At 35.6% G+C, this 22,592-nt stretch carries 22 protein-coding genes; 14 read left to right on the top strand and 8 right to left on the bottom strand.

What is annotated here, in order from left to right:
- Nucleotides 1-543: 543 nt before the first annotated feature.
- Both F9U64_RS20700 and F9U64_RS20695 read right to left on the bottom strand, forming a co-directional pair.
- On the bottom strand, nucleotides 544-1,449 hold the full coding sequence (locus tag F9U64_RS20700) for a zf-HC2 domain-containing protein (protein WP_153406801.1): 906 nt from the start codon (nucleotides 1,447-1,449) through the stop codon (nucleotides 544-546).
- On the bottom strand, nucleotides 1,446-1,934 hold the full coding sequence (locus F9U64_RS20695) for an RNA polymerase sigma factor (protein ID WP_228275822.1): 489 nt from the start codon (nucleotides 1,932-1,934) through the stop codon (nucleotides 1,446-1,448). Before F9U64_RS20695 ends, F9U64_RS20700 begins: the two co-directional genes overlap by 4 nt.
- 414 nt (nucleotides 1,935-2,348) lie before the next feature.
- Here F9U64_RS20695 and F9U64_RS20690 point away from each other — a divergent pair, with 414 nt between their 5' ends.
- The gene (locus F9U64_RS20690; protein ID WP_153406799.1) at nucleotides 2,349-2,861 is read left to right on the top strand and encodes a hypothetical protein; all 513 of its coding nucleotides are present in this window, start codon (nucleotides 2,349-2,351) and stop codon (nucleotides 2,859-2,861) included.
- 503 nt (nucleotides 2,862-3,364) lie between these two features.
- Here F9U64_RS20690 and F9U64_RS20685 read toward each other — a convergent pair.
- The 4 genes from F9U64_RS20685 to F9U64_RS22700 form a co-directional block, all read right to left on the bottom strand.
- Nucleotides 3,365-3,583, bottom strand: coding sequence for a hypothetical protein (locus F9U64_RS20685; RefSeq protein ID WP_153406798.1), 219 nt, complete (start codon nucleotides 3,581-3,583; stop codon nucleotides 3,365-3,367).
- Nucleotides 3,580-4,116 carry a hypothetical protein gene (locus F9U64_RS20680; RefSeq protein ID WP_153406797.1) on the bottom strand — a complete coding sequence of 179 codons (537 nt, stop codon included), beginning with the start codon at nucleotides 4,114-4,116 and terminating at the stop codon, nucleotides 3,580-3,582. The genes F9U64_RS20685 and F9U64_RS20680 overlap by 4 nt, the downstream gene beginning before the upstream one ends.
- A gap of 16 nt (nucleotides 4,117-4,132) precedes the next feature.
- Nucleotides 4,133-5,713 (bottom strand): LXG domain-containing protein, encoded by a 1,581-nt coding sequence (locus F9U64_RS20675; RefSeq protein WP_153406796.1) that lies wholly within the window; start codon nucleotides 5,711-5,713, stop codon nucleotides 4,133-4,135.
- 788 nt (nucleotides 5,714-6,501) lie between these two features.
- Nucleotides 6,502-6,651: a hypothetical protein gene (locus tag F9U64_RS22700; RefSeq protein WP_194287458.1), complete on the bottom strand. Its 150-nt coding sequence runs from the start codon at nucleotides 6,649-6,651 to the stop codon at nucleotides 6,502-6,504.
- A gap of 385 nt (nucleotides 6,652-7,036) precedes the next feature.
- On the opposite strand from F9U64_RS22700, the gene F9U64_RS20670 reads away from it, so the two are divergent.
- From F9U64_RS20670 to F9U64_RS20640, 7 genes are all read left to right on the top strand, one after another.
- Entirely contained in the window at nucleotides 7,037-7,726 is a 690-nt protein-coding gene (locus F9U64_RS20670; RefSeq protein WP_153406795.1) for a FadR/GntR family transcriptional regulator, read from the top strand.
- 9 nt (nucleotides 7,727-7,735) lie between these two features.
- On the top strand, nucleotides 7,736-8,596 hold the full coding sequence (locus F9U64_RS20665; RefSeq protein WP_153406794.1) for a transketolase: 861 nt from the start codon (nucleotides 7,736-7,738) through the stop codon (nucleotides 8,594-8,596).
- Between the two features lie 48 nt (nucleotides 8,597-8,644).
- Nucleotides 8,645-9,607, top strand: a complete 963-nt coding sequence (locus tag F9U64_RS20660) for a transketolase family protein (RefSeq protein WP_153406793.1) — start codon at nucleotides 8,645-8,647, stop codon at nucleotides 9,605-9,607.
- 63 nt (nucleotides 9,608-9,670) lie between these two features.
- Nucleotides 9,671-10,975 (top strand): ABC transporter substrate-binding protein, encoded by a 1,305-nt coding sequence (locus F9U64_RS20655; RefSeq protein WP_228275821.1) that lies wholly within the window; start codon nucleotides 9,671-9,673, stop codon nucleotides 10,973-10,975.
- 72 nt (nucleotides 10,976-11,047) lie between these two features.
- Nucleotides 11,048-11,923: a carbohydrate ABC transporter permease gene (locus F9U64_RS20650; protein WP_153406791.1), complete on the top strand. Its 876-nt coding sequence runs from the start codon at nucleotides 11,048-11,050 to the stop codon at nucleotides 11,921-11,923.
- 1 nt (nucleotide 11,924) lies between these two features.
- Nucleotides 11,925-12,758 carry a carbohydrate ABC transporter permease gene (locus tag F9U64_RS20645; protein ID WP_153406790.1) on the top strand — a complete coding sequence of 278 codons (834 nt, stop codon included), beginning with the start codon at nucleotides 11,925-11,927 and terminating at the stop codon, nucleotides 12,756-12,758.
- 20 nt (nucleotides 12,759-12,778) lie between these two features.
- Nucleotides 12,779-13,174, top strand: a complete 396-nt coding sequence (locus tag F9U64_RS20640; protein ID WP_153406789.1) for a cupin domain-containing protein — start codon at nucleotides 12,779-12,781, stop codon at nucleotides 13,172-13,174.
- Between the two features lie 54 nt (nucleotides 13,175-13,228).
- Here F9U64_RS20640 and F9U64_RS20635 read toward each other — a convergent pair whose 3' ends face one another.
- Nucleotides 13,229-14,164, bottom strand: a complete 936-nt coding sequence (locus F9U64_RS20635) for a hypothetical protein (protein WP_153406788.1) — start codon at nucleotides 14,162-14,164, stop codon at nucleotides 13,229-13,231.
- 85 nt (nucleotides 14,165-14,249) lie between these two features.
- Between F9U64_RS20635 and F9U64_RS20630 the strand changes: the two genes are divergently transcribed.
- The 5 genes from F9U64_RS20630 to F9U64_RS20610 all read left to right on the top strand — a co-directional run bounded on the left by F9U64_RS20630 (nucleotide 14,250) and on the right by F9U64_RS20610 (nucleotide 21,160).
- A complete protein-coding gene (locus F9U64_RS20630) occupies nucleotides 14,250-15,500 on the top strand; it encodes a M20/M25/M40 family metallo-hydrolase (protein ID WP_153406787.1) in 1,251 nt (416 codons plus the stop codon).
- 192 nt (nucleotides 15,501-15,692) lie between these two features.
- On the top strand, nucleotides 15,693-16,658 hold the full coding sequence (locus F9U64_RS20625) for a DNA cytosine methyltransferase (RefSeq protein ID WP_153406786.1): 966 nt from the start codon (nucleotides 15,693-15,695) through the stop codon (nucleotides 16,656-16,658).
- Nucleotide 16,659: 1 nt separating this feature from the next.
- Nucleotides 16,660-18,168: a DNA cytosine methyltransferase gene (locus F9U64_RS20620; protein WP_153406785.1), complete on the top strand. Its 1,509-nt coding sequence runs from the start codon at nucleotides 16,660-16,662 to the stop codon at nucleotides 18,166-18,168.
- 90 nt (nucleotides 18,169-18,258) lie between these two features.
- Entirely contained in the window at nucleotides 18,259-19,965 is a 1,707-nt protein-coding gene (locus F9U64_RS20615; protein WP_153406784.1) for an AAA family ATPase, read from the top strand.
- Nucleotides 19,949-21,160 (top strand): LlaJI family restriction endonuclease, encoded by a 1,212-nt coding sequence (locus F9U64_RS20610; protein ID WP_153406783.1) that lies wholly within the window; start codon nucleotides 19,949-19,951, stop codon nucleotides 21,158-21,160. Before F9U64_RS20615 ends, F9U64_RS20610 begins: the two co-directional genes overlap by 17 nt.
- A 173-nt stretch (nucleotides 21,161-21,333) precedes the next feature.
- Here F9U64_RS20610 and F9U64_RS20605 read toward each other — a convergent pair whose 3' ends face one another.
- Complete coding sequence (locus tag F9U64_RS20605) at nucleotides 21,334-21,756, bottom strand: very short patch repair endonuclease (RefSeq protein WP_153406782.1); 423 nt, start codon at nucleotides 21,754-21,756, stop codon at nucleotides 21,334-21,336.
- 477 nt (nucleotides 21,757-22,233) lie between these two features.
- Between F9U64_RS20605 and F9U64_RS20600 the strand changes: the two genes are divergently transcribed.
- Nucleotides 22,234-22,431 carry a hypothetical protein gene (locus F9U64_RS20600; RefSeq protein WP_153406781.1) on the top strand — a complete coding sequence of 66 codons (198 nt, stop codon included), beginning with the start codon at nucleotides 22,234-22,236 and terminating at the stop codon, nucleotides 22,429-22,431.
- The last annotated feature ends 161 nt before the right edge of the window (nucleotides 22,432-22,592 follow it).

Below are 22,592 nucleotides of genomic sequence, written 5' to 3'. Positions count from 1 at the left end.
TTTATAGCAGGAAAAGTTACAACATAACCATGACATGAATAATGATTAATGATAATCAAATTTAGTAATGGTCATGCAATAGCAGATATTCATGAATCTCGCAGTAGTTGGCAGAATATATAAAACTTTGGTTAAAAAATAAGCAGAAAGAGCTGTCATCCTAATCGATGCTCAGCTCATTCTTTCATTATTGGGAAATAATTGATTTACAAGGATCCAATGTTATATTTAGGTTAGGTAACTTAAACAGTTGAAATTAAAAGGACCACACATATTAGATATCTCTAAGATGTGTGGTTCAATTTTATTTCATGTATCAACTTAAAGTTAAGAAAAGGACACTTATTCCACAATCGCGCCTGCAACTTCCCTCTGATCAGCAGTATTTGCATGTTCAACCAATTTAAAGGATACTTTTTGATCATGTTTTAGAAATTGAATCCATCATCAGGAAATCTTTTCGTATCAAGTAAAATAGAACTGAAATTAAGAAAAGAATTACTGATTGGTGAGTCTAGTATACACCAGCGAAAGCAACAACTATTATAAAGTGCTTTTCGGCTTCTTGTTTGATAATTTTTTTAATATGTTCCTTCCAGCTATCAACGCACAATATAAAGAAATTGCGACTAATAATATTGCATAAAAGTCTCGACCAGCAAGGTAAGATGTAGAGCGTAAACCCATTATAAGTAAGTGAGCAAACAGGTAGGAGATGGGTAATAGAATAATTTTTTCTAGTCCATTTCTTATTTTTTCATTTTTACGGAATATGGCCAATCCAATTCCGCAAATAAGTAAAAATCCTATAGCAAACATCACATAGTAGTTTAAAACTAGCCGAGGTAATGTAACGACAGAACCATCCGTTATGGGATCTCCATACATTAAAATATTTTCACTTCCATCGGTATTGTAATAATAGATGGAGTCGACCGTTTCTCCATTTGGGTTTAAGACAGTATTCTCTAGGTTGTTTTTGCTTATTTTCTGGTCCCAAATCGTTTCCCATGTAGTTATATCATAGACATAACCTGAATTGTCTGCTGCTGGAGATTGGTTTACATCGAATCCGGAGACCTCCTCACTAAAATTCAAAAGTACAGTTCCGTCATCCCTTTCAATGATTGAAATCGCATTTTCATTATAAGAAATGTATGCTGGCGCTGTCAGATAAGCCATTGTAATCACTGCCAAAACCAATGTTACCATGACTGAAAGAATAATCGTTTGTAGCTTTTCCCTTCGCAATGTATTTTGTATGTTTTTTAAGAGAGTTATATCGTTATCTATTGGCAGTTCTTCAGGTGTCCTCATTTCTTCAAGTTGTTTTTTGCAGTTTTCACAAGAAGCAATATGTTCTTCAACGATTTCTCTAGTATCTTGACTTGCCATATTCTCGGCATATAAAGGCAGCATATCCCTAATTATATTACAGCTAATTTTCATCGATAATCCTCCAATCGCGATTTAATTTTTTCTCTAGCACGATGATAAGTAACACAAGCCCAGTTACCACTTTTTGCAAACAATTTGCCAATTTGCTTAAATGACAGTTCTCCAAATACACGGAGCGTAAATACTTGTTTATATGGCTCTTTTAAATTTTGGATAATTTCATGTACATTCATCGATGCTTCTGAATTGGTTATTTCTTGTTCTACATTGTCTTCACTAGCTGATTCTGGAAGTGACTCTAAATCTACAAAGATTTTTCTCTTACGCAAATAAGAATAATAACTGTTTTTGGCAATTTGGCATAACCAAACACGGATATCACTATCCCCTCTGAAATTGTCTAGCGATTTTAATGCTTTCATAAAAGTTTCCGACGTGATATCTTCAGCGATATGCTTATCACCAGATAAACTATACACATATAAAAATACATCTTTAAAATATCTATTATAAATCTCCTCAAGCTGTGTCACCATCTCCCCTCCTTACATATAAGACGCAATAAGCTCAAATATCTTACAAAAATATATAAAAAACCGTACAAAGTACAGCAGGTCATTTTTTCTTCTAGCATAATTACAGGAAATCCAATAGTCGATAATCCTTCCTATGTATCCCTTTATAATATTCAGGGAACCTTTCTCCTCCACATTGTTCAAATTCGTTCTAAATTCATGAAAGCATCTCCAATCAATTGTAATTTACGATAGCGCTTCTACTTATAATGATTACCATTATTTTTGCATTAAGGTCCTCGAAACTATATTTTCTGCGGAGTTCTGGCCTCTACACAATCCAACAAATGTTCCCACTTATTATTTCATATTAAACTAACTACCCTATGAATTTATATCTAAGAAGCAGGGAGAAGAGCAGCTAAATCTTCTAATATGAATAATCCTGAATATGCGAAAATAGTAAAAGAAGAAAAAATGAAAATTGAACGCGCAAGAGATAAACTGTATACAGGTAATTCAGATACAACTAATATATTATTCCAAAATAACGGCGAAATGTTGATTGGAGGAAAGACAATCTCAGAATGGAACAATAGATGGATGAGATTGGGAAGATTAAGTTCTCTATCAATCGAAGACTTAACTCCATTCAATAAGCATATCGGTTTATATAAAGCAGAAATGAATGGGCAAGTAGTGTATGTAGGACGTGCAATTGAATACAACAATGGCGGTTTTCGAAAAAGATTAAGAGGTTATGTTCGTGACAGTGATAGTGGGAGCACTCATGGTTCAGGTAGAAAAATGCATGGAAATAGAGATAATGTTGTGATTTCCATCTTAATTGTTGGTGACTCAGCTGAAGATGTAGGGGTTGTCAAAGCATTAGAGGCAGCGATGATTGCTAAGTTAAATGTTAAATGGAATGTGCCGTATAATAGCTAGTTAAAGAGGATGGGATAATTTATTTATCGCCATCCATGTTAAAAGAAGTTAAACTATTGGAGTGTGTTCAAAAGGGCACCAAATGATAAGCAGAAAATTTCTCCATGGTGATACACTTCCATTAAAATTGGTCGCATTCTGTAATTGATACATCAAGGCTCTCACAATGTCTTTGTCTTTGTGAGATTCTGTTGACTGCTACTCATTTAATAGAATGGTATCTAAATCTCTGACTTTTTGGACAGTATCGTCTCGCTTCTCATCCGCATCGTTCATCGTCTCTTTGGTGGAGCTAGTAGCTTATAAAAAAAGAAGCCCTGAAAAGTATTGGTAATTAGTTGATTATCACAAAAAATACCTCGCTGAGATTCATCCTCACGAGGTATTTTTGTAGTTTTCTATCTTATTATAATTTTTATCAAATATTATATAGAATTAATAAAAGGTCGACCTGAATTTGATTAGTGGCAAGTTCGTTACATAATCAGGTTGAGGGTTGATTTCTATCTCTTATGCTTTTCAACATATTGATTGATACCAGCAAACATTATATCTTTAACTAGCTCAGTATAATCAGTGTATCTGCTGCCCTCTTTTTCTATAATTATATCTAACATACTTTTCAATTTACCATCTATCATAATCGTTACACCTTCGACTTGTTCACCAGTTTTTTCATTCTCAAACTTATCAGATAGTATACTTATTTTATTATCACTCATCTCTTTCCTCCATTACTTTCGAAATTTAATAAATCAGTACCATTTTCATCATACCAGTATTTTTCTTCCCTATCTATCTTAGATAAGAAATCCTGGTAAATTCCCATCCAATTTTCGGGAACAAAATCTTCATAGGAAGCGGGTTCGGGATACATTGAGTAGAGTTTTCTCATATCTAAGTTTATATATAATGAAGGTAAAAAATTATAGAATGTATCCTCTTTTGACTCAGTATGCAAATTTAATATAAGTAACTCTCTTAATTCGTCGGCCGAAACAGAATATTTATTTATTCTTGAAACAAACTCTTTAAATGAATACTCATCTAAAATTTCTATATCTTTCCTTTCATCATTTATTATGCTGTTAAAAATATTTTTAAGTCCAATTTCTTTAAACTTCTTAATATAGGCTTCCTCTTGTTTTTTCATATCCAGAAACCATATATCTTTTGGGGAAACATACCATTTGAATCTATTATTTACTACTAACCCTACAATAATATTCTCTAACGCTTTTGGTTCTAATAACATATTACGCATCTCCTCTCTATTTTAGTATTCGTCCATTTTTAGCATACTCCTCTATCCACTCAATCCAAGGTGTTGGAACTTCAAATGAGTTGCCGGGTTTTGTTGGATCTACGAGTTTTGGAGCGGTTCCACCCTGGTTTAATGGATTTGATTTATATCCGCTTTGAGGTATGGTATTTTCTTTTAAGAATTCGTCAAACCAATTTGGAACGTCAAATTCCACGATATCAGCATTACCGTTCCTTGCCTCATTTCGAAAGTAACTGGAATGCTCACCGTTATCTATACTTATATTTAAGTCTGTATCTTTCTTGGGAATAGTAATTGTGCCATTTTCATTTACTTGTATCCGTTGTTGGCTAGATTTAGTACCTTCTCCACCTTGAACTCGTCTATATGTTACTCCATCATCAATGGGTTTACCTCTAACTTCAATCTCCAAAGGTCCATCTTCCAACTTAGCCTTAATCTTCTTCACCTGATCCTTTGGTTTAGTAACAGACCTGGCCTTCTTCAAATCCATTTTATTTGTTTTTATCGTACTATTCCTGCCACGACCACTAAATCCCCCGCCAGCAATCGATACTATACCACCAAATATAATCGAGGACTGGTAAAAACCTGATATTTCTTCCCCTGTCCAGTAATGATATCCCTCCATAGCTGCTTTCGTTTGCTCCACCATGGGATCTATCTCGGGTTCTGGTTCGTCTTTGACAATAATACCATTCTTTACTGCTTCCTTGTATGCTTCTGTTGCTTGGAGAGATTCTTGATCAGCATATCCGTCTTCATTCACAAGCACCCAGGTGCCGTGCATATAACTCTCTCGATACTGGTCAAAATTATATTTTTCCTCTAACCTGGCTAATTCCCGTTCTTTATAAAGAGAATCTTTATAAGCTTCATACTGTTCCCGCAGTTCTTTTGCTTCTCCAATGGACTGATGGATTTCTTTCTGTTCAAAGACTTCTGCATCAAAACGCATCGGGGATACACTTCCATTAAAGTTGGTCGCACTTTGTAATTGATACATCAAGGCTCTCACAATGTCTTCGTGAGATTCTGTTGATTGATACTCATTTAATAGAAGGGTATCTAAATCCTTCACATTCTGGACCGTATCGTCTCGCTTCTCATCCGCATCGCTCATCGCCTCTTTGAAAGAACTGGATGAATATACCTCTAAGGATAGAATATCATCAATTTGAGAAAAAATCGTCCGCAAACTGTCCTGTTGTGCTTCTACCAGGTCTCTTGCAAGGTCAGAGCCATTCTCCAGCTCTCCTTCTAAAAATGGTATGTGAACGACTGTTTCCCCGCCTAAACGATGATCTTCCGTCTGAGCCTTGACATCATTTAGAAACAGGAGCTGCATATCGATAAATTCTAACCAGCTGTTAATTAAACCAACATGTGCTTTATAGAAATCCTTTATTGCTTCTGCACCTTTTCCAGTGAAATCTTCAAGATCTACAATTCTCTGAAAGGCATTCTTTAAAACTTCAAATTGCCCTTTTAAACGCTCGTACTCTTTTGCCCGGTTTTCCATTGCCTCTACTAATGTTCTTGTTTCTAAAGTTTGGTGAGAACCCATTCCGCCTCTCCTTATCCAACTATTTACTAGATTTAACCATGGATAAATTATACAAGTAAACAATAAGCACTGGTAGTATTTTCAATAAATGGGAGGCAAATTGAAACTTTTCTCACGTGGGGAGGGATTTATATGTAGTGGATTTGAACTAGGGGAATGATGATTTTCCTATTGGATGAGACACAGGAATAGTTAGAGAGATCATTGTGATTGGATTTCTTATAATTCTTTATTTTTAAAATTATATTCAAAATGCCATTCAAGTATAGTGCGGTTATTTTTATAAATATCCTAAAAAATTGACCTGATTAAGTTGATCTGTTCTTTTTGTTTATTTACAGATAGTTTTAGTGATTATTTTTATATTGTTTTATTTTTCGTTATGTATTTTGATTAATTATTATATATATCTGTCTTTTTAAAGTTACTAAGTTACCATAGGTTACCGATTTTAGGTATTCCCCTCATATTATTCTCTATATGGCAGTATACCCTATTTTGGGTAACTGCAGGTAACTAAGTAACTTTGATTACCTTTTGAAGAAATAATGTCGCTATACTTTTGCTTGATTCATCCTTAGACAAAAAAACCTCCTCAATTCTATAATCAAACGATTATAAAGAAAGGAGGCAGGTTTTTATAAAATATTTACAATTTATTTACAAATGAGCATGCAGCATAATTGCTTAATTTAATATCTATCTCTCTACAAATCATCCGGGAAATTCTCCCCGGCTACGTTTTCTATGCGTGAGAGGAATCTGCATTACCAGAGCTTATGTTTCAGTTAATTTTTACAGCCATTTTTCTCACAAGTAATTCTACTATTAGTGTTTGCCCAATGACTTGCATGGTCATTAGTATTATAACCACATCCAGTAGTACTACCTTTTGATCCACTATGAATAATTCCTGTCGGGGTATGTTTTACAGCCATATTTTCACCTCATTTCTAATTTGATCAATCTTATTCTACACCAATCAGAAAACGCTTTCAAAGGAAGTGTTTATTTAAATTATGGGACAGAAAGGGGAAAATAGGGATGGTTTGCCAGTTAGTTTTCTAAGCGGGGACTGACAGAACCCTCTCTGGAATATCGACACCTGTTTGACAAGTTAAAATCCTAAGAAATAAATAAGACTAGTCATAAAAATTAAATAATTAATTGGAAGACCCATATTTAAAGTGACATTATTATAGTGTGAACACTTTCGTTTTTCTTAGGGGAATGACTTTTTAAAAATGATCCCATTGACAAACTTGTCAAACATGTTGTATTATCATCTCAATAACTAAAAGGCTTTCAAAGAGAGGTAGAAAATTGACTGAGCTCCGAGATAAGAAAAAAAAGATAAAAGACAAAATGTTAGATATTATTATTGATTGCCTTTCGACAGGCAGAAGCTTTCCATCTGAGAATGAATTAACGGAAATTTTAGGCATAAGCAGGCCAACACTTAGGGAACTACTGATTGAATTCAAAGCAAGTGGTATTATTGTTTCTGCTCAAGGTAAAGGGCGCGAGGTACAACTACCGAATGTAAGTAGTTCGATAACTGATGGATGGAATATTTTACTTAAAGCAAGACCAAATACCTTATTAGAATTATTAGAAGTAAGGTTGGTATTAGAAAAAGGATTTTTACCAGTTGTCATACAATCGCTCAAATTGGAGGATTTACAAGTGATGCGTGACTTAGTAAACCGAATGGAAGCGAAGGCAATCGAAGAAAAAGTGTTCAAGGAAGAAGATCACTTATTTCATAGAATTTTATATTCCAGAACTGACAATATCTTGTTAGATCAACTTCTGGCTGCGTTTTGGGATTTGTTTGATGATATGAGTGAATTTCACCGTTCAAGCAATCTGGTAGAAGCAGCTGCATTACACAAGAGATTATATGAAGCGATCGTAACACAAGATTTAGAAAAAGCAGAAGAATTTCTTGATTTACATTTTAAAGACATAAGATCGCGACTTTTAGGTTTTATGGCTTTAGAAGATAAATAAATAATAAAAATGAAGGAGGCAATAAACATGCAGTCAGTAGAGTATTTAGAGAAAGTCACTAAAAGAATTAAAAGAGACATTATTCAATTGTGTTCAGCAAACACTGGACATCCTGGAGGAGCGCTTGGTACTGCAGAGATATTTGCGGAGTTATACTTTAGCCGTCTTCGTCACACTCCTGAACAACCAGATTGGGAGGGTCGTGACAGATTTATCTTGAGTAATGGTCATATTTGCCTTGCTCTTTACTCTTCTCTTGCTAGATCAGGTTATTTTGATGTAGAGGAGCTAGCAACATTTAGAAAAATTAATTCAAGGCTGCAAGGTCACCCATCTAGAGAAGACTTACCGGGAGTGGAGACAGCCTCAGGACCGCTCGGCCAAGGACTCTCTATCGCTAATGGAGTAGCGATGGCGCAAAAGTTAAGTAATAGTGATGTGAACGTTTATTGTCTAGTAGGAGATGGCGAACTTCAAGAAGGTCAAATTTGGGAAGCTATGATGACATCTGCCCATCACAAGCTAGATAACTTAGCATTAATTATTAACTGGAATAATATTCAAATTGATGGAAAAGTAAATGATGTGATGAATATCGAACCGATTGATGAAAAATTCAAGGCTTTTGGTTGGAATGTAATATCAATTGATGGTCATAATCTTCAGGAGATCAAGCATGCATTTGACCAATTTGAAAAAAATGAAGGTTCTCCAACAGTTATCATTTCAAAAACTGTTTTAGGAAATGGAATCTCCTATATGGAACATGAGGCGGTATGGCATGGGAAAGCCCCTTCGGAAGAAGAAGCCCTTTTGGCATTAAATGAAATTGGGATATGCGGTTTTGCAGACGATCTAGTTTTAAAATAATAATGTAAGCGCTTAATGTAAGCGTTTAATTTAAAAGGAGGAAAATCTATGGCAGGGAAAAGAGCTGGTCGTGATGGTTTTGGGCAAGCAATGGTAGAGCTGGGGGAGGAGAATGAAAAGGTAGTTGCTTTATGTGCAGATTTAGCTGAGTCTGTTAAGGTGCATTATTTTGCAGAAAAATATCCTGAGCGATATTTTCAAATAGGAATTGCAGAGCAAGACATGATTGGTACAGCTGCAGGATTAGCTTTATCGAGATATATTCCTTTTGCAACAACATATGCAGTTTTTGCAGCACAACGAGCGAATGAGCAAATCAGATTAGCAGTTTGCTATAACCGATCCAATGTGAAAATTGCAGTAAGTCATGCTGGTCTAACAACAGGTGAAGATGGAGCAACACATCAGGCTTTAGAGGACATAGCATCAATGCGTGCCATGCCAAATATGACTGTACTGGTACCTGCGGATGCATCGGAAGCTTATGAAGCAACTAGAGCTGCAGCAGCTTATGAAGGACCAGTTTACTTAAGGTTAGGTAGAACACCAGTGCCAGAGCTTACTAATGGGGTTGGCCAATTTGAGATAGGAAAAGCGCGAAAAATGAACAACGGTAAGGATGTAACTCTTATTGCTTGTGGAATTATGGTAGAACGAGCAATAGAGGCTAGAGATATATTGAAGGAAAAAGGAATTGAAGCTGAAGTTATCAATATGCATACAATAAAGCCGATTGATGAGGAAGCAGTCGTTGAATCAGTGAAGAAAACAGGTTGTGTTGTAACTGCTGAAGAACATTCTGTAATAGGTGGTTTAGGAGGGGTGGTATCAGAAGTCCTCTCAGAACACTCGCCCGTTCCATTGATGCGAATTGGTACACAAGATACTTTTGGAGAATCAGGTCCGCCTGAAGAACTTCTGACAAAGTATGGATTAACTGCGGAAAAGATTGCTGAAGCAGCACAGAATGTCATCCGAAAAAAGAAGAACACAGCTATGTCTACCAATTGATTAGTAGCATAAAAGGCATAATCATTTTACCTAAATTAATTTAACAAGAAAGAGGGAGAAATGATGAAAAGATTACTGTTTATTTGTGTTGTTGCGTTGATCAGTGCTGTATTGTTTGGATGTACTGCTGCAAGGAATTCTGCAGATCCTAATGCTAATAACTCAGAAGATTCAACAGGAAGTACAGAAGAAAACAATAGTGAGGAAGGAGCTACTATAACGTATTGGTATTGGGCAGATAATAGTGAGTATTCGCAATTAATGCAGGACATCATAAAAGAATTTAATGAGACAAACGATAAAGGTATTACTGTTGTTGGTGAAGAATACCCTTGGGATGGTGGGGGATACAGTGAAACGTTATTTACTGCCGCTATCGGTGGGGGAGGTCCAGATGTTGCTTCTTTTAAGCTTACCTCTACTCCGTTATTTACAGCAAACGATCTTCTCTTAAATTTAGACGACTATATTGCAAATTGGGATAAAAAAGACGATATTGATTCTAATATTTATGACATTATGAAGCAGGCGAGTGGCACTGACAGCATTTATTTAATGCCTTGGAATACACAGGTATTATACGTTTACTATAGACCATCTATTTTTGAAGAAGCTGGAGTAGAAGTACCAACAACCTATGAAGAATTATTAACTGCCATCGAAAAAACGACAATGGATACGAATGGCGATGGTAAAACAGATGTTTATGGATTCGGTATGCGAGGAGCTACTGGCGGTCAGGAGCCTTGGGGAAGCTTCATACACGCACGAGGCGGAAGTTTTGATGACCTGACAAGTGAGGCCTCCATTCAAGGGATGAAAGACTTTATTGATATTTATAGCAATGGATATGCACCACCAACAGCGTCTACGGATGGCTTTAACGAAATTATTGCAAATTTTAAATCAGGAAGAACAGCTATGACAATTCACCATACAGGTTCATCAGCAGAGATGGTTGATACTTTTGGTGATGATGTATCCGCATTCCCGTTCCCTGCTGGTGAAGGCCAGTGGACATCTATGGGTGATACGGAAAATGTTATCTTTGAATCTTCTCAACATAAGGATGCAGCATTTGAATGGGTTGCTTATCTAGCAGCCGAAAAAGGCCAGGAAGATTGGACAGTTGCAACAGGTAATGTACCAGTTAGCAAATCTGTACAGGAATTAGATTTCTTTCAAGACAACGAGTTTATGAAAGCGTCTATTGAAGGAATGCCTTTTGCAGGAATTGTTCCGATTAAAGATACAACTACTGAGTGGATTAGTACCATTTGGCCAAATACAGTAGCTGCAGCGCTATTGGGTGATAAATCAGCTGAAGAAGCGATGAAAATATTACAAGAAGAGTTGCATGCTGAGTAATGTATCAAGGGATGCATGGCAGTCTTTAAGTAGGTGCCATGCTTGCTCTTGAAACAGATAGAGGTGAATCGAATGAAGAAGAAAAAGTTTAATTTTTGGCCATATCTATTAATATCACCTGCATTGCTAATCGTTGCATTTGTTGTTTTTTATCCCATTATTGAAGCTATATTTATGAGTTTCCAAAACTATGATCTTAGAAGACCTGATAAAATATCATTTGTTGGTTTTGAGAATTACATCGAAATGTTTAATGATCCAACATTCTGGCTTGCAGTAAAGAACACATTAATTTGGGTAATCTTCGGGGTCGGATTACAGTTCTTCTTTGGTTTTATTCTTGAATTGCTACTTAATCAACAATTCAAGGGGCGAGGTTTTGTAAGGGCTGTCAGCTTAATTCCATGGGCAACTCCAGGGGTGCTTATCGGGTTGATGTGGAAATGGATTTATGACGGGAACTACGGTGTATTAAATGATATTTTATTAAAGTTACATTTAATAGATGCACCGATCATGTTCCTATCACAGACATCGACTGCATTTGGCTCCGTTATCGTAACTATTATTTGGCAAGGGATTCCATTTTTTGCGATTATGATTTTGGCAGGATTACAAGGTATACCTCATGAGATGTATGAAGCTGCAGATATTGATGGAGCGACGAAACTGCAAAAATTGTTCAGAATTACTATTCCTACATTGAAGAATGTAATCTTTATCACGATTATTTTACGTGTAATCTGGGTAGCAAACTCAGTCGATATTATATATAGTATGACAGGTGGTGGACCGTCCTATTCCACACAAACACTAAGTGTATATATTTTTAATAAAGCGACGGTTCTTGATTTAGGATACTCCTCGGGAATGGCTTTGCTGCTAATGTTCATGCTTGCAAGTGTAGCTATTCCGTATATTAGGAATTCCTTTAAGGAGGGTTCGTAACATGTCTAAAAAAAGTTTCGGTAATAGAATATTGACTTTATATATACCATTAGGGATTATTCTCTTTTTCTTGGTTTTTCCCTTCTACTGGACTTTTGTTACATCGATCAAGCCTGAACGTGAGCTATATGGCCCCACTGTCACATATTGGCCAGAAGAATTAACTTTTGCTTCCTATGCTAAGTTATTTGGAGAGTTTAACTTTTTGTTGCCGATGTTTAATAGTTTACTTGTAGCAACAATAACGACGGTCGTGACATTGACTGCTTCTACACTTGCAGCTTATGCATTTACAAGATTTGATTTTAAAGGAAAAAATATTTTTATGAGTCTTTTCTTAACTAATAATATGTTTCCAAATGTGTTATTGCTTATACCATTGTTTGCAATCATGCGAAGTGTCAATTTATTATATACACCTACATCATTAGTTATAGCGTATGCTACCTTCACCATTCCATTCTCAGTATGGATGCTAACAGGCTATTTAAAGGATTTACCATCTTCATTGGAGGAAGCTGCTATGATAGATGGTGCGAATAGAGTGAAAGCATTTACGCGTGTGGTGTTGCCGGTTTTAATGCCATCAATTATTGCAACAGGGGTGTATATCTTTATTCAATCATGGAATGAATATACTTTTGCAGTGCTGTTTACCAATGAATCAACAAGGACAATTCCTGTTACATTAAAGAACTTAATAGGACAGTTAGGTGTCCAATGGGATTTACTGACTGCTGGGGGTATTATTACAATTATACCTGTATGTATTCTATTCTTCTTCGCACAAAAGAAATTGATAGAGGGAATGACTGCTGGATCTGTTAAAGGATAAAAAATATGAGGGGGATAACCATGGCAATAGAAAAATATAAGTTTACTGGCGAAGGAATGTCTAAAGTATATGCGAATGATGAGTGGATGATAGGAATTAAAAACTGGAAAAATTCTAATGATTTAAATGGCTTTTCAAATCTGGAGAGGCATAATAAGACAGATGAACTATTTGTGCTTCTGGAAGGTAGCTGTACACTTGTATATGCAGTGGAGAGCAATGATCAAATCGGCTTTAAAGGAGTCGAAATGGAGAGAAACAAAGTTTATAACATTCCTAAAGGACTTTGGCATAACACCATCACAGAAAAAGATACCAAATTAGTACTTATGGAAGCTTCAGATACTAGTATGGAAAATAGTGAGGTAATGGAGCTGACAGAAGAACAAATCCATGATATTCAATCGTTGTTTTGAGCAGAACAGTCACTTGTTATTTTGAGGCAAGTGGCTGTTTTGCTGCACTAACTGTTACACATCATCTGGCAATATCTCCCCAGCCTCCGTCACAAATGCAACCTTCATTCCATCTCGCAAACGGTGTTCTGTTCTCCGGCCATTCTTCCTTTGTTCCAGCAATTGCTCCCAAAAAGGAATCTTCTTTCTTATCCGCTTAAACGCAGTTCTTATGCCGTTTTCGTTTGTTTCTTCTGTCTCTATTGATAGATCAATTTTTTCACAAATTGCTTTATTGTCTAAAAAATCCCCCGACTTTAAAACAAAGTACAGCACTCGATAGGTACTGTTTTCTAATGGCTCTGAAGTAAAGCTTCGATATTTCAAGCAGGTTTTAGCGTCTTTATTAACTAAAATAATTAAATCCGGATCATGGAGTGTTTCCTCACATAATAAATCATATTGAACTGTATCAATCAATTCTTCTTGGTCATCGATTATTTTACGGAACCATGCCTTTTCTAATTGGAAAAAGTCCGGTATCGATAATTGCTCCCGCAGTGTCTTGATCTTTGCCTCATCAAGTGAGCCAATTCCTTCAGACACTTCACTATTTTCTAATGCTTCTCTTGCGACTTTCAATGAAGCGTCAGCCATGTACAAATGGGTTATTTGCATCAATGTGTCATTTAGAGGCTCTACATGGGAGTCTAACGCTTTCTGAAAGTAGCTTAGGGCATGGGCATATTCTGCTTGCTTATAGTTAATGTGTGCACAACGGTAATTAGCAAGAGCATGATTTTTTTCCCACTTTAGTGCTTGCTCAAGATAATTCAGTGCCTCTCGGTCATTTTTTTCCTCTGTTTTTAAATAGGAACCATGCTGTATATAAAACTTGACCAGTTCCCTGCGGTAGTAATCTCTTTTGGCTCTATCCTTAGCGTTCATCGCTTCACTATATTTTTGCTTCAATTCTCTCATTTTCAGGTGTGGAGTCAGAACCTGTTCCATCGAAAATCCCCCCATTCTCCAACTGTGCAGGCCGTGCACACTTCATTCGATACACTATCATTAACAAATCAAAGGAGCTGATCACATGAAATCAGTAGAAAAATTATTAGTAAGACATGGATTGGAAATGAATGATCTGGAAATGATGAATGATTATGCAACATTAGCCCAGTTAATTGTAGCAAAAGAGGGCCAAAATGACTATGACATCATGGCAGTGATTACGAATTGTGAGGTAGTGAGCACATATGGCAGAGAGTCAAGTGTTGATCCGCATAAGTGTGCCTTGCCATTAGTTGAAATTGATGCCTATGTTCGCGGTACCTCACGTTGGCTCAATGCATTGGGTATTTATACGAAAATGAGCTGTGATGGCCATAACAAGCGGCCAGCAACCATCTACTTAGAAAAACCATTACAGTATAAGCAAAAAGAAATGCTGGAAACGATCATGCCTGCTTCATTAAAAATGACTGTTTTAGGTAAACGTATGGCGATAAATTATCAGAAGCGAGAAGATTTACTAGATTTGGCAGAGATTCTATATCAGGTATACAAGGATCCAGCCAGCATTGATTATTATGCAGCACAAGCCTTAAAGCGGGAACTACTGCAGTTGTTGTCGATTAACGGAGAAAGCGGAGATGAGCGCCAGATCCGCCTTTATCTGCAAAATAAATTGCGTCATATACTGGATGATGTCTATCAGGATCGTGCAAAAAATCTATTAGGTTACCGTTATTATGGAGAAGGACCGACCATCCTGCTGTCTGCCCATATGGATACAGTGGAAGCTTTTGCAGAAGGTAGAGAGATTATTGAAGATGGCACCACATTAACCAGCTCGGAAGGAATTCTGGGCGCGGATGACAGGGCAGGTATTGCGATCATTTTAGATGTTTTAAGAAAAGTAGAGCGGACAAATTTCCGTGGCACGATCAAAGTAGCTTTTACCGTAAAAGAAGAAATAGGCTGTGTAGGATCCGGTGAAATGGATCAGAGTTTTCTGGAAGATGTTGATGCAGCTATTGTAGTGGATCGCCGAAATACGCGTGATATTGTTACCTCATTTGCTGGGGTTGAAGCATTCTGTTCAGAGGGTTATGGCAGGTTGTTTGAAGAAGCGGGGAGAAGAGCGGGTATGCCTGATTGGAAGATGGTAGAAGGTGGGAGCAGTGATGCACGGAATTATGCGAGAGCAGGGGTGCCTGCTGTGAATCTTTCGGCTGGGTACGTTGGTGAGCATACGGAGGATGAGGTGGTGGATTATTTGGGGAGTTATGATAGTGCGAAGCTCATTTTGAAAGCTTTAAGAAATTGTGGAAATGAACTTTAAACGCACAAATTATTTCCATCAATATGTCAAATGAAAATACTTGCGAACATATATTTGTTTTGGTATGTTAATTATAATAAATATAGATTCTAAAATATTGCTGAGTATTGGTTTAGATGTGCTTGGGGGAATCTTAGAATTACTAAAGGGCAACATTCAATATGTTGCGAAACAGGTCGGAGAGAAGTGAAAATGAAGGATTTAAGAACAGTTAGTCTCTTTTCCGGTATTGGTGGAATGGATATAGGTTTTATTAACAATGGATTTGAAATTATTTGGGCAAATGACTTTGATAAAGATGCTGTAAAAACTTATAAAGCAAATATCAATGATGAAATTGTCTTTGGAGATATTAATGATCATTTAAATGAAATTCCGCCGCATGATGTATTATTAGCTGGTTTCCCTTGCCAGCCTTTTAGTATGATGGGACAGAAAAAAGGATTTGAAGATGAACGAGGGACCTTATTCTTTACGATAGAAAAAATCCTGATGACCCATAAACCGAAAATTATAGTTCTTGAGAATGTACGTAATTTACAGAGTCATGATAACGGAAGAACTCTATCAAGAATGCTGGATATTCTGGAAAACAAACTAAATTATAAAATCCATTATAAAGTTTTAAATACTGCTGACTTTGGTTTGCCGCAAACTCGTCGAAGGGTATTTATGGTAGGTTTCCTGAAGGATGATTTTAAAGAGAAGGCGGATAAATATGAATTTCCAAAAGCAATAAAATTAAATAAGACTGTTTTTGATCTGTTAGATAAAGAAGTAGACAAAAAATATTTCTTATCTCATAAAATATTACCTACCATAATGTCAAATGGCACAAAAAATTATTATTCAAAATCAGAAATAAACTTACCTGTCGCCAAACCACTGACAGCAACAATTCATAAAATGCACCGAGCAAATCAGGATAATTATTATGAAGATTTGGATAATCGGGCAAAATTTGAAGATACTAAAGATCGTCCGATATCCTCTGTGCGTCGTTTAACTCCAAATGAGTGTCGTAAACTTCAAGGTTTTCCGGAAAATTGGGAATATGTTGTATCTGACACTCAATTGTACCGACAGTTTGGGAATGCTGTATCTGTTAATGTTTCAGACAGTATAGCAAAAAGTATTAAAGATGTTTTAGGAGAATAGTATGAAAGACAAAACTATAGATACACTTGAAACATTATCTACTAATGTATTCGATAGAAACGTACTGTCGAAAAAGGAATTCCTTGAAATGATAGAAAACTTTATAACAACAGTCTCATGGTTAAAGAACTCTGTCGTTAAAGATACTGATTATAATCTGTACAGCCTAAGTTCTATGGTTGAGTTTGGAATAATAAATTCTGAAGATGAAATTGAAGAGTTAGATGAACTGTTAGGAAGAGATCTGTTCGAGGATCTATTAGCATCAATTAATTATGTGATTGAAGATGAATTAATTGAGTACCCTGATATAGCGAAATTTAGTAAAGTTTGTCGCGAAAAATTAATTGATAATGAAGAAAAAAGCAATAAACCAACATTGGTTGATTTATTTTGTGGAGCTGGCGGGTTAAGTCTAGGCTTTACTCAAGAAGGATTTAGAGTGGTATTTGCCAATGATATTGATAAGGCAGCTTTAAGAACTTATTCTTTTAATCATCCGGAAATTGATGGGAAGAGAGTTACATTGGGTGGGATTGAAGATATAGCTCATAATATTCATCATTATATCGGCGATTCGGTTGATGTGATTGCTGGAGGCCCACCTTGCCAAGGATTCTCAACTGCTAATCGACAACGTATTATTGATGATCCGCGTAATGTCCTTTATAAATATTATGTGGAGAGTGTAAAGAGGTTGTTACCGAAATTTTTCATCATGGAAAATGTCAAAGGGATGAAGAATGTTGCGGAGCAGGTAATAGTAGATTTTAATGACAATATAGCTGTAGGGTATGATATTGACTTTGAAATATTTAATGCCAGAAATTTTGGTGTTCCACAAAACCGTGAACGGTTAATTTATATTGGAATCAGAGAAGATATTAAGAAGGAGCGCGGTGTTACAGCCGAAGAGATAATTAAGTTAATTAGAGATGAACATAAAGATGTAGAAACAGGGCTGATGGATGCAATAGATTCTTTAAGAAAGTTAGAAGCATCCAGAATAAAGAACTCCACTGAGTTGGGTGACGACATTTCAGGTTACAAAATTTCCAAAGTGAGTAAGAATATTGAAAGCGAATATGTATCACGAATTAACAATGGAGAGAAAGTGTCACTAACATATAATCATAAAGCTAGATATAACAATGACAGAGATATTGAAATCTTCGGAAGAATGTTGCCTGGGGATAAATCTGATAGTCCAAGAATTGCAGATATCATGCCATATACAAGCCGTAATCACATGTTCAAAGATAAGTATTTTAAATTAATTCCAGAGGTCCCTTGTAAGACAATTACTGCACATATGAAATTCGATTGTAACATGTATATTCACCCTTATCAGGCACGCGGTCTCACCCCAAGAGAAGCTGCCAGAGTCCAATCATATCCAGATAGTTATTTTTTCTTAGGGGCATATACAAAGACTTATCAGCAAATTGGCAATAGTGTTCCACCGTTAATGGCGCGAGCAATTGCTGGGAAAATTCAAAAATATGTTTAATTAGAGCTTTCCTTTACAGGAAGGCTTTTCGTTATTTTTTATGCATTGTGATAAAATGATATAACGACCTATGAACAAGGAGGAAACACGATGTTCCAACAAGAGTTGCAAAAAGTACAGAAGGTATTAGAGGAGACGTCTGATATTCACTTATCAAATGAGTATGATGCCTTATTAATAAAACCACTGGCTTCTTCAAATTTAATGCGAGACAACCGCACAAGTTCATCAAAACAATCTCATATTGCGTTAAGCGGAAAAGACAGTCAGGATTTTTTTCCCTATGTTGACATTTTTCATTATACTGATAGCAGTTTTAAGGATCAATCAATGAAATCCTTTTACGTTCTGCAAGTCCCGGTTGATTTAAATGAAAATAATGTTAGCTACGCAAATTTACAAGAAGTAGAGTTTAATTTTGATTCGACAGGAACTTTGAGTGCAAAAGGTTCTGTGAAATTAAGTCGTCCGGGAAGTAGCCCGCAGATAGAGTTGGGTAATACATCGACCTCTGATGATGTGTTCTGCAACTTCCGCAGACTCTTTTATGAAGGGGACTTTTTAATTATTTTAAAAGAAAAGAAGAAAGTAAAATATGAAGCTTACATTATAAAATCAGAAGATGGTCAGAGATTGCAATTAAATGATACGGTCGAATTCGAGGCTAACAGAAGCCAATCAACTATTGTAGATTTAGAAGAAATAACTCCAGATAATCTTGGAAACATGGAAGAAATAATTGATACACATGAAGGTATAGTCGGCGAAAATGTAATATATTATGGAGCGCCTGGAACTGGCAAATCATTTGGCATTACTCAGAATATAAAAGGAAGCTATCCGAACTTTGAAGATGAAGAAAGTATGGAGTCATCATTTGTTTTTCGTACGACATTGCATCCGGAGTATTCATATAGTGATTTTGTTGGACAAATAATGCCTAAAGTTGAAGGGGATTCTATAAAATACGTTTTTACGCCTGGTGTATTCACACGTGCACTTTCAAGAGCTATCGCATTTGAAGATGTTAATCAGCCGGTGTTTCTTGTATTGGAGGAATTATCCAGAGCGAATGTAGCCACGGTATTTGGAGATCTTTTTCAATTATTGGACAGAAAGAACGGTAAATCAGAATACGCAATTTCCAATTCACTGATTGCAAAAGAAGTTTATAATTTAAGTGAATTCGAAGCAGATAATGATGCGGGTAATAAGAAGATTTACCTGCCTAAAAATCTTATTATCTATGGGACTGTGAACACCAATGATCAAAATGTATTTGTAATGGATACAGCTTTCAAGCGCCGATTTAAGTGGAAGTATATTTCTACGAAACCAGTGACGGACCAGGATGGGGAAGAACTTAATAACCCTGTAATTTCTATTGGAAACGGTGTTAAAGTTAAATGGTGGGAGTTTTATCAGAAATTAAATGATTATATTACTGGAGATATGAAATTAGGAGAAGATAAACAAGTTGGACAATTTTTTATGCAATTTACAGAAGATGAAATTGAAAATAATTCACAAGTTCAAAATAAACTTCTTCAGTATCTATGGGATGATGTCGAACAGGCATCCTTTACAGGTAAGAAGTTGTTTAATAATGTCTCTAATTACTCCAATTTGTATGAAATGTTCGAGAGAAATGAAGACGTTTTTCATGTGGATTTCTTAAGTACTTTGGAATTGGACATTCAGAAGGTCAATGGTGAGTTGAAGGGTACAGAAGGCCATTCAACAGAAATTGAGCCTTTAGAGGATACAGGGAGAAATACTGATGTTTCAGATGAATGATCCTATTTTTCGAATTGACGGGGAATTAATTGAATCTCACTTAATTGATAAATTTAATTTGAGAAATTTTTCGCGCAATTTAAGGTTTTCTTACAAAAAAAATTCTGAAGTAGTTAACTTTGTTGGGTTTGTTATCAAGGATAGCGATATTTTAGTAGTTTTGCCAAAGCGTTATTCTAACAAAGAAATATTAAATCGATCAGATATTGAATTGCTCTTCGCAGTTCTGTTAACAGATCAAATACGTAATCCACAAAAGTATACGGGACCAGTAAAAGAGTTTGATTCAAGTTTCCCGTTTCATGCATTCTACTCTATCTATAGTTATTTCAAGCAATATGGGCTTTACAAAGAAAGTGAGAAGATAACAATCTCCGGATACAGCGGGAAAATTTCCTGGAAAGACACAATTAAAAAATCGGCAAATATTATAAGTGAAGGTAATCTTATTTATTTGCCGCTATATGTTCAAGAAACAGAAGACAAGCATGTGTTTCTAAGCAATTGTATGGCGTTTGCGATTAGTTTTACGCTAAGGACTTTTCCATACTTTGTACAGGGTAAGGAACCTGTTGAAAAGTTTAATCATTTTGATTTTTGGAATAATCGCGCGTATGTAGTCAACCGTTTAAAAAAAATCCACACTGAGGTGTTTAAAGATACTCATAAACGGCTGGTAAAAGATCTAATTGATTTTTTTTCTAACTGCCCCGAAGGTGGAAGTATCTCGATTAAACATTATAATTTTGAATTAGTGTGGGAGTCTATGGTAGAAGAATTTTTAAATGGTTTCTTTACAGGAGTAAATGAAACTGGCTTGCATTTTTCTCAGAAGCGTCATGTTAATACGCCATATAAATTTAATAAAGCAAAATATAATGTAGATAAGGTACATTCACAAAACCGGTTGGAACCAGATCATTATTACTTAAATAATGAAGTACAATTTATCTTCGATGCAAAGTACTATTTTGAAGTTAAGGGTTTAAATCACAAGCAAGTAGCTTATCAGACTCTTTTAAAGAAAATGGCGACTAAAACGCATAATGCGTTGATACTTCCGACAGATACAGAAAATAGGACAAGTATTCACTTTGATTTAAAGGAAGAGTATTATGATAATGAAGAAGATCGAGTGAAAATCTTTGAATATTATTTAAACATGAAGGGAGTAATGGAAAATTACGTAAAGTAGAGTTGGTCATCCCTCATAGCAGAATTCCATTGCTATTAAAGATAATGGATTATAATAATTACAAAGTAAATATATATGAAAGAGACCTTAAAGGTCTCTTTCTGTATAAATTTATGAGAAAGGTGAAATTTTTTTAATCTTTTTTACTATGAAGGAGATTCATTCTAAATAGTTTATGAATTTATTTTTTTAGCACTATCTATAAATGAGCTTATATCTTCTATAACTTTATCTAAGTCACTCTTTACCTCATGCTCCCATATTCTTAGAATGTTCCAGCCTTTATTAATATAATATTCGTCCACTTCCTTATCCCGTTCTTTATTTCGTTCCAGTTTTTTTCTCCAGAAATCTGTATTGGTTTTAGGCATGTTAGCGTGCAGAGGACATTGATGCCAAAAACAGGAGTCAATAAATACTACGACCTTATATTTTTTTATTGATACATCCGGCTTTCCAAACATGGTTTTAGTATTTCTTCTAAAACGGTATCCTTTATTCCATAACGCTTTGGTAACAAGTGATTCAAGTTTAGAAACGGATTTAATCGCCTTCATATTTTGGCTTCGCTGCTCTTTAGTCATAACATCGGCCATAGTACTCACCCCTTTCAATTTTATTTTTCCCTTTTATTTAGCTGGTAAACAAATTACTAGATACCTACACAGAGATTAAGAAATTTTATAAAAGATTCCAAAAGAGAATTTGTAAAAAAATTCGTGAAAACCTGTAACAATTGTAACAATATAGTAACAGGTTAAATTATCTAGCATAGATTCAATAACGATTTCAAGTTTAAACAATAAACGTATACACGACCTTCAAGGCAGGATAGTCTGCGAGGCAAGCAAACGCTATTTTCTAACCCATGTCGATCAAGATATATAATAATCTATATATTAAAAGAATTCGAGAAGAAGATTGGCAGAATGAGTGAGTCCGAAATCCGTTCCTAAGATAATTCCATGTGGCATATGTATGGTGTAATTAACGATTCGTTTATTCCTAATGATTAAGGTGTTCTTTAATTAACTGATTAGCATTTGAAAGAGCTAAAGCAACTTAAGCAGGAAATGGAAGAACTAAAACAAAACGCAGTAGAACCAGAAAAGCAGCAGACAGATTCTCCAGAAATATTAGAAGGCAATATAAACACTGAAAGAGAATTAAAATCCAAAATCACAGCATCAATTCACAATAGGGGTATCCCGCTGAATATAATGGTATTTAAGTATTTAGAAAAAGCGACTGCACATTCATTTGATTCCTAGGTATGATGGTGAAATAGGAGATTCAAGAGGTGGTATCCATAAAGCGATACCTAACTTGGTACCTTATCCATAAAATCAAGCAGATGTGACCGTCAAGTAGAATGACACAATTTTTGCTTATTAATTTGAAACACTTGGTTGTCCAAATATAGTCGATCTAT

The organism is Gracilibacillus oryzae, assembly GCF_009498735.1.
GTDB classification, from domain to species: Bacteria; Bacillota; Bacilli; order Bacillales; family Amphibacillaceae; genus Gracilibacillus; species Gracilibacillus oryzae.
This window is presented reverse-complemented; position numbering and strand designations above follow the sequence as displayed.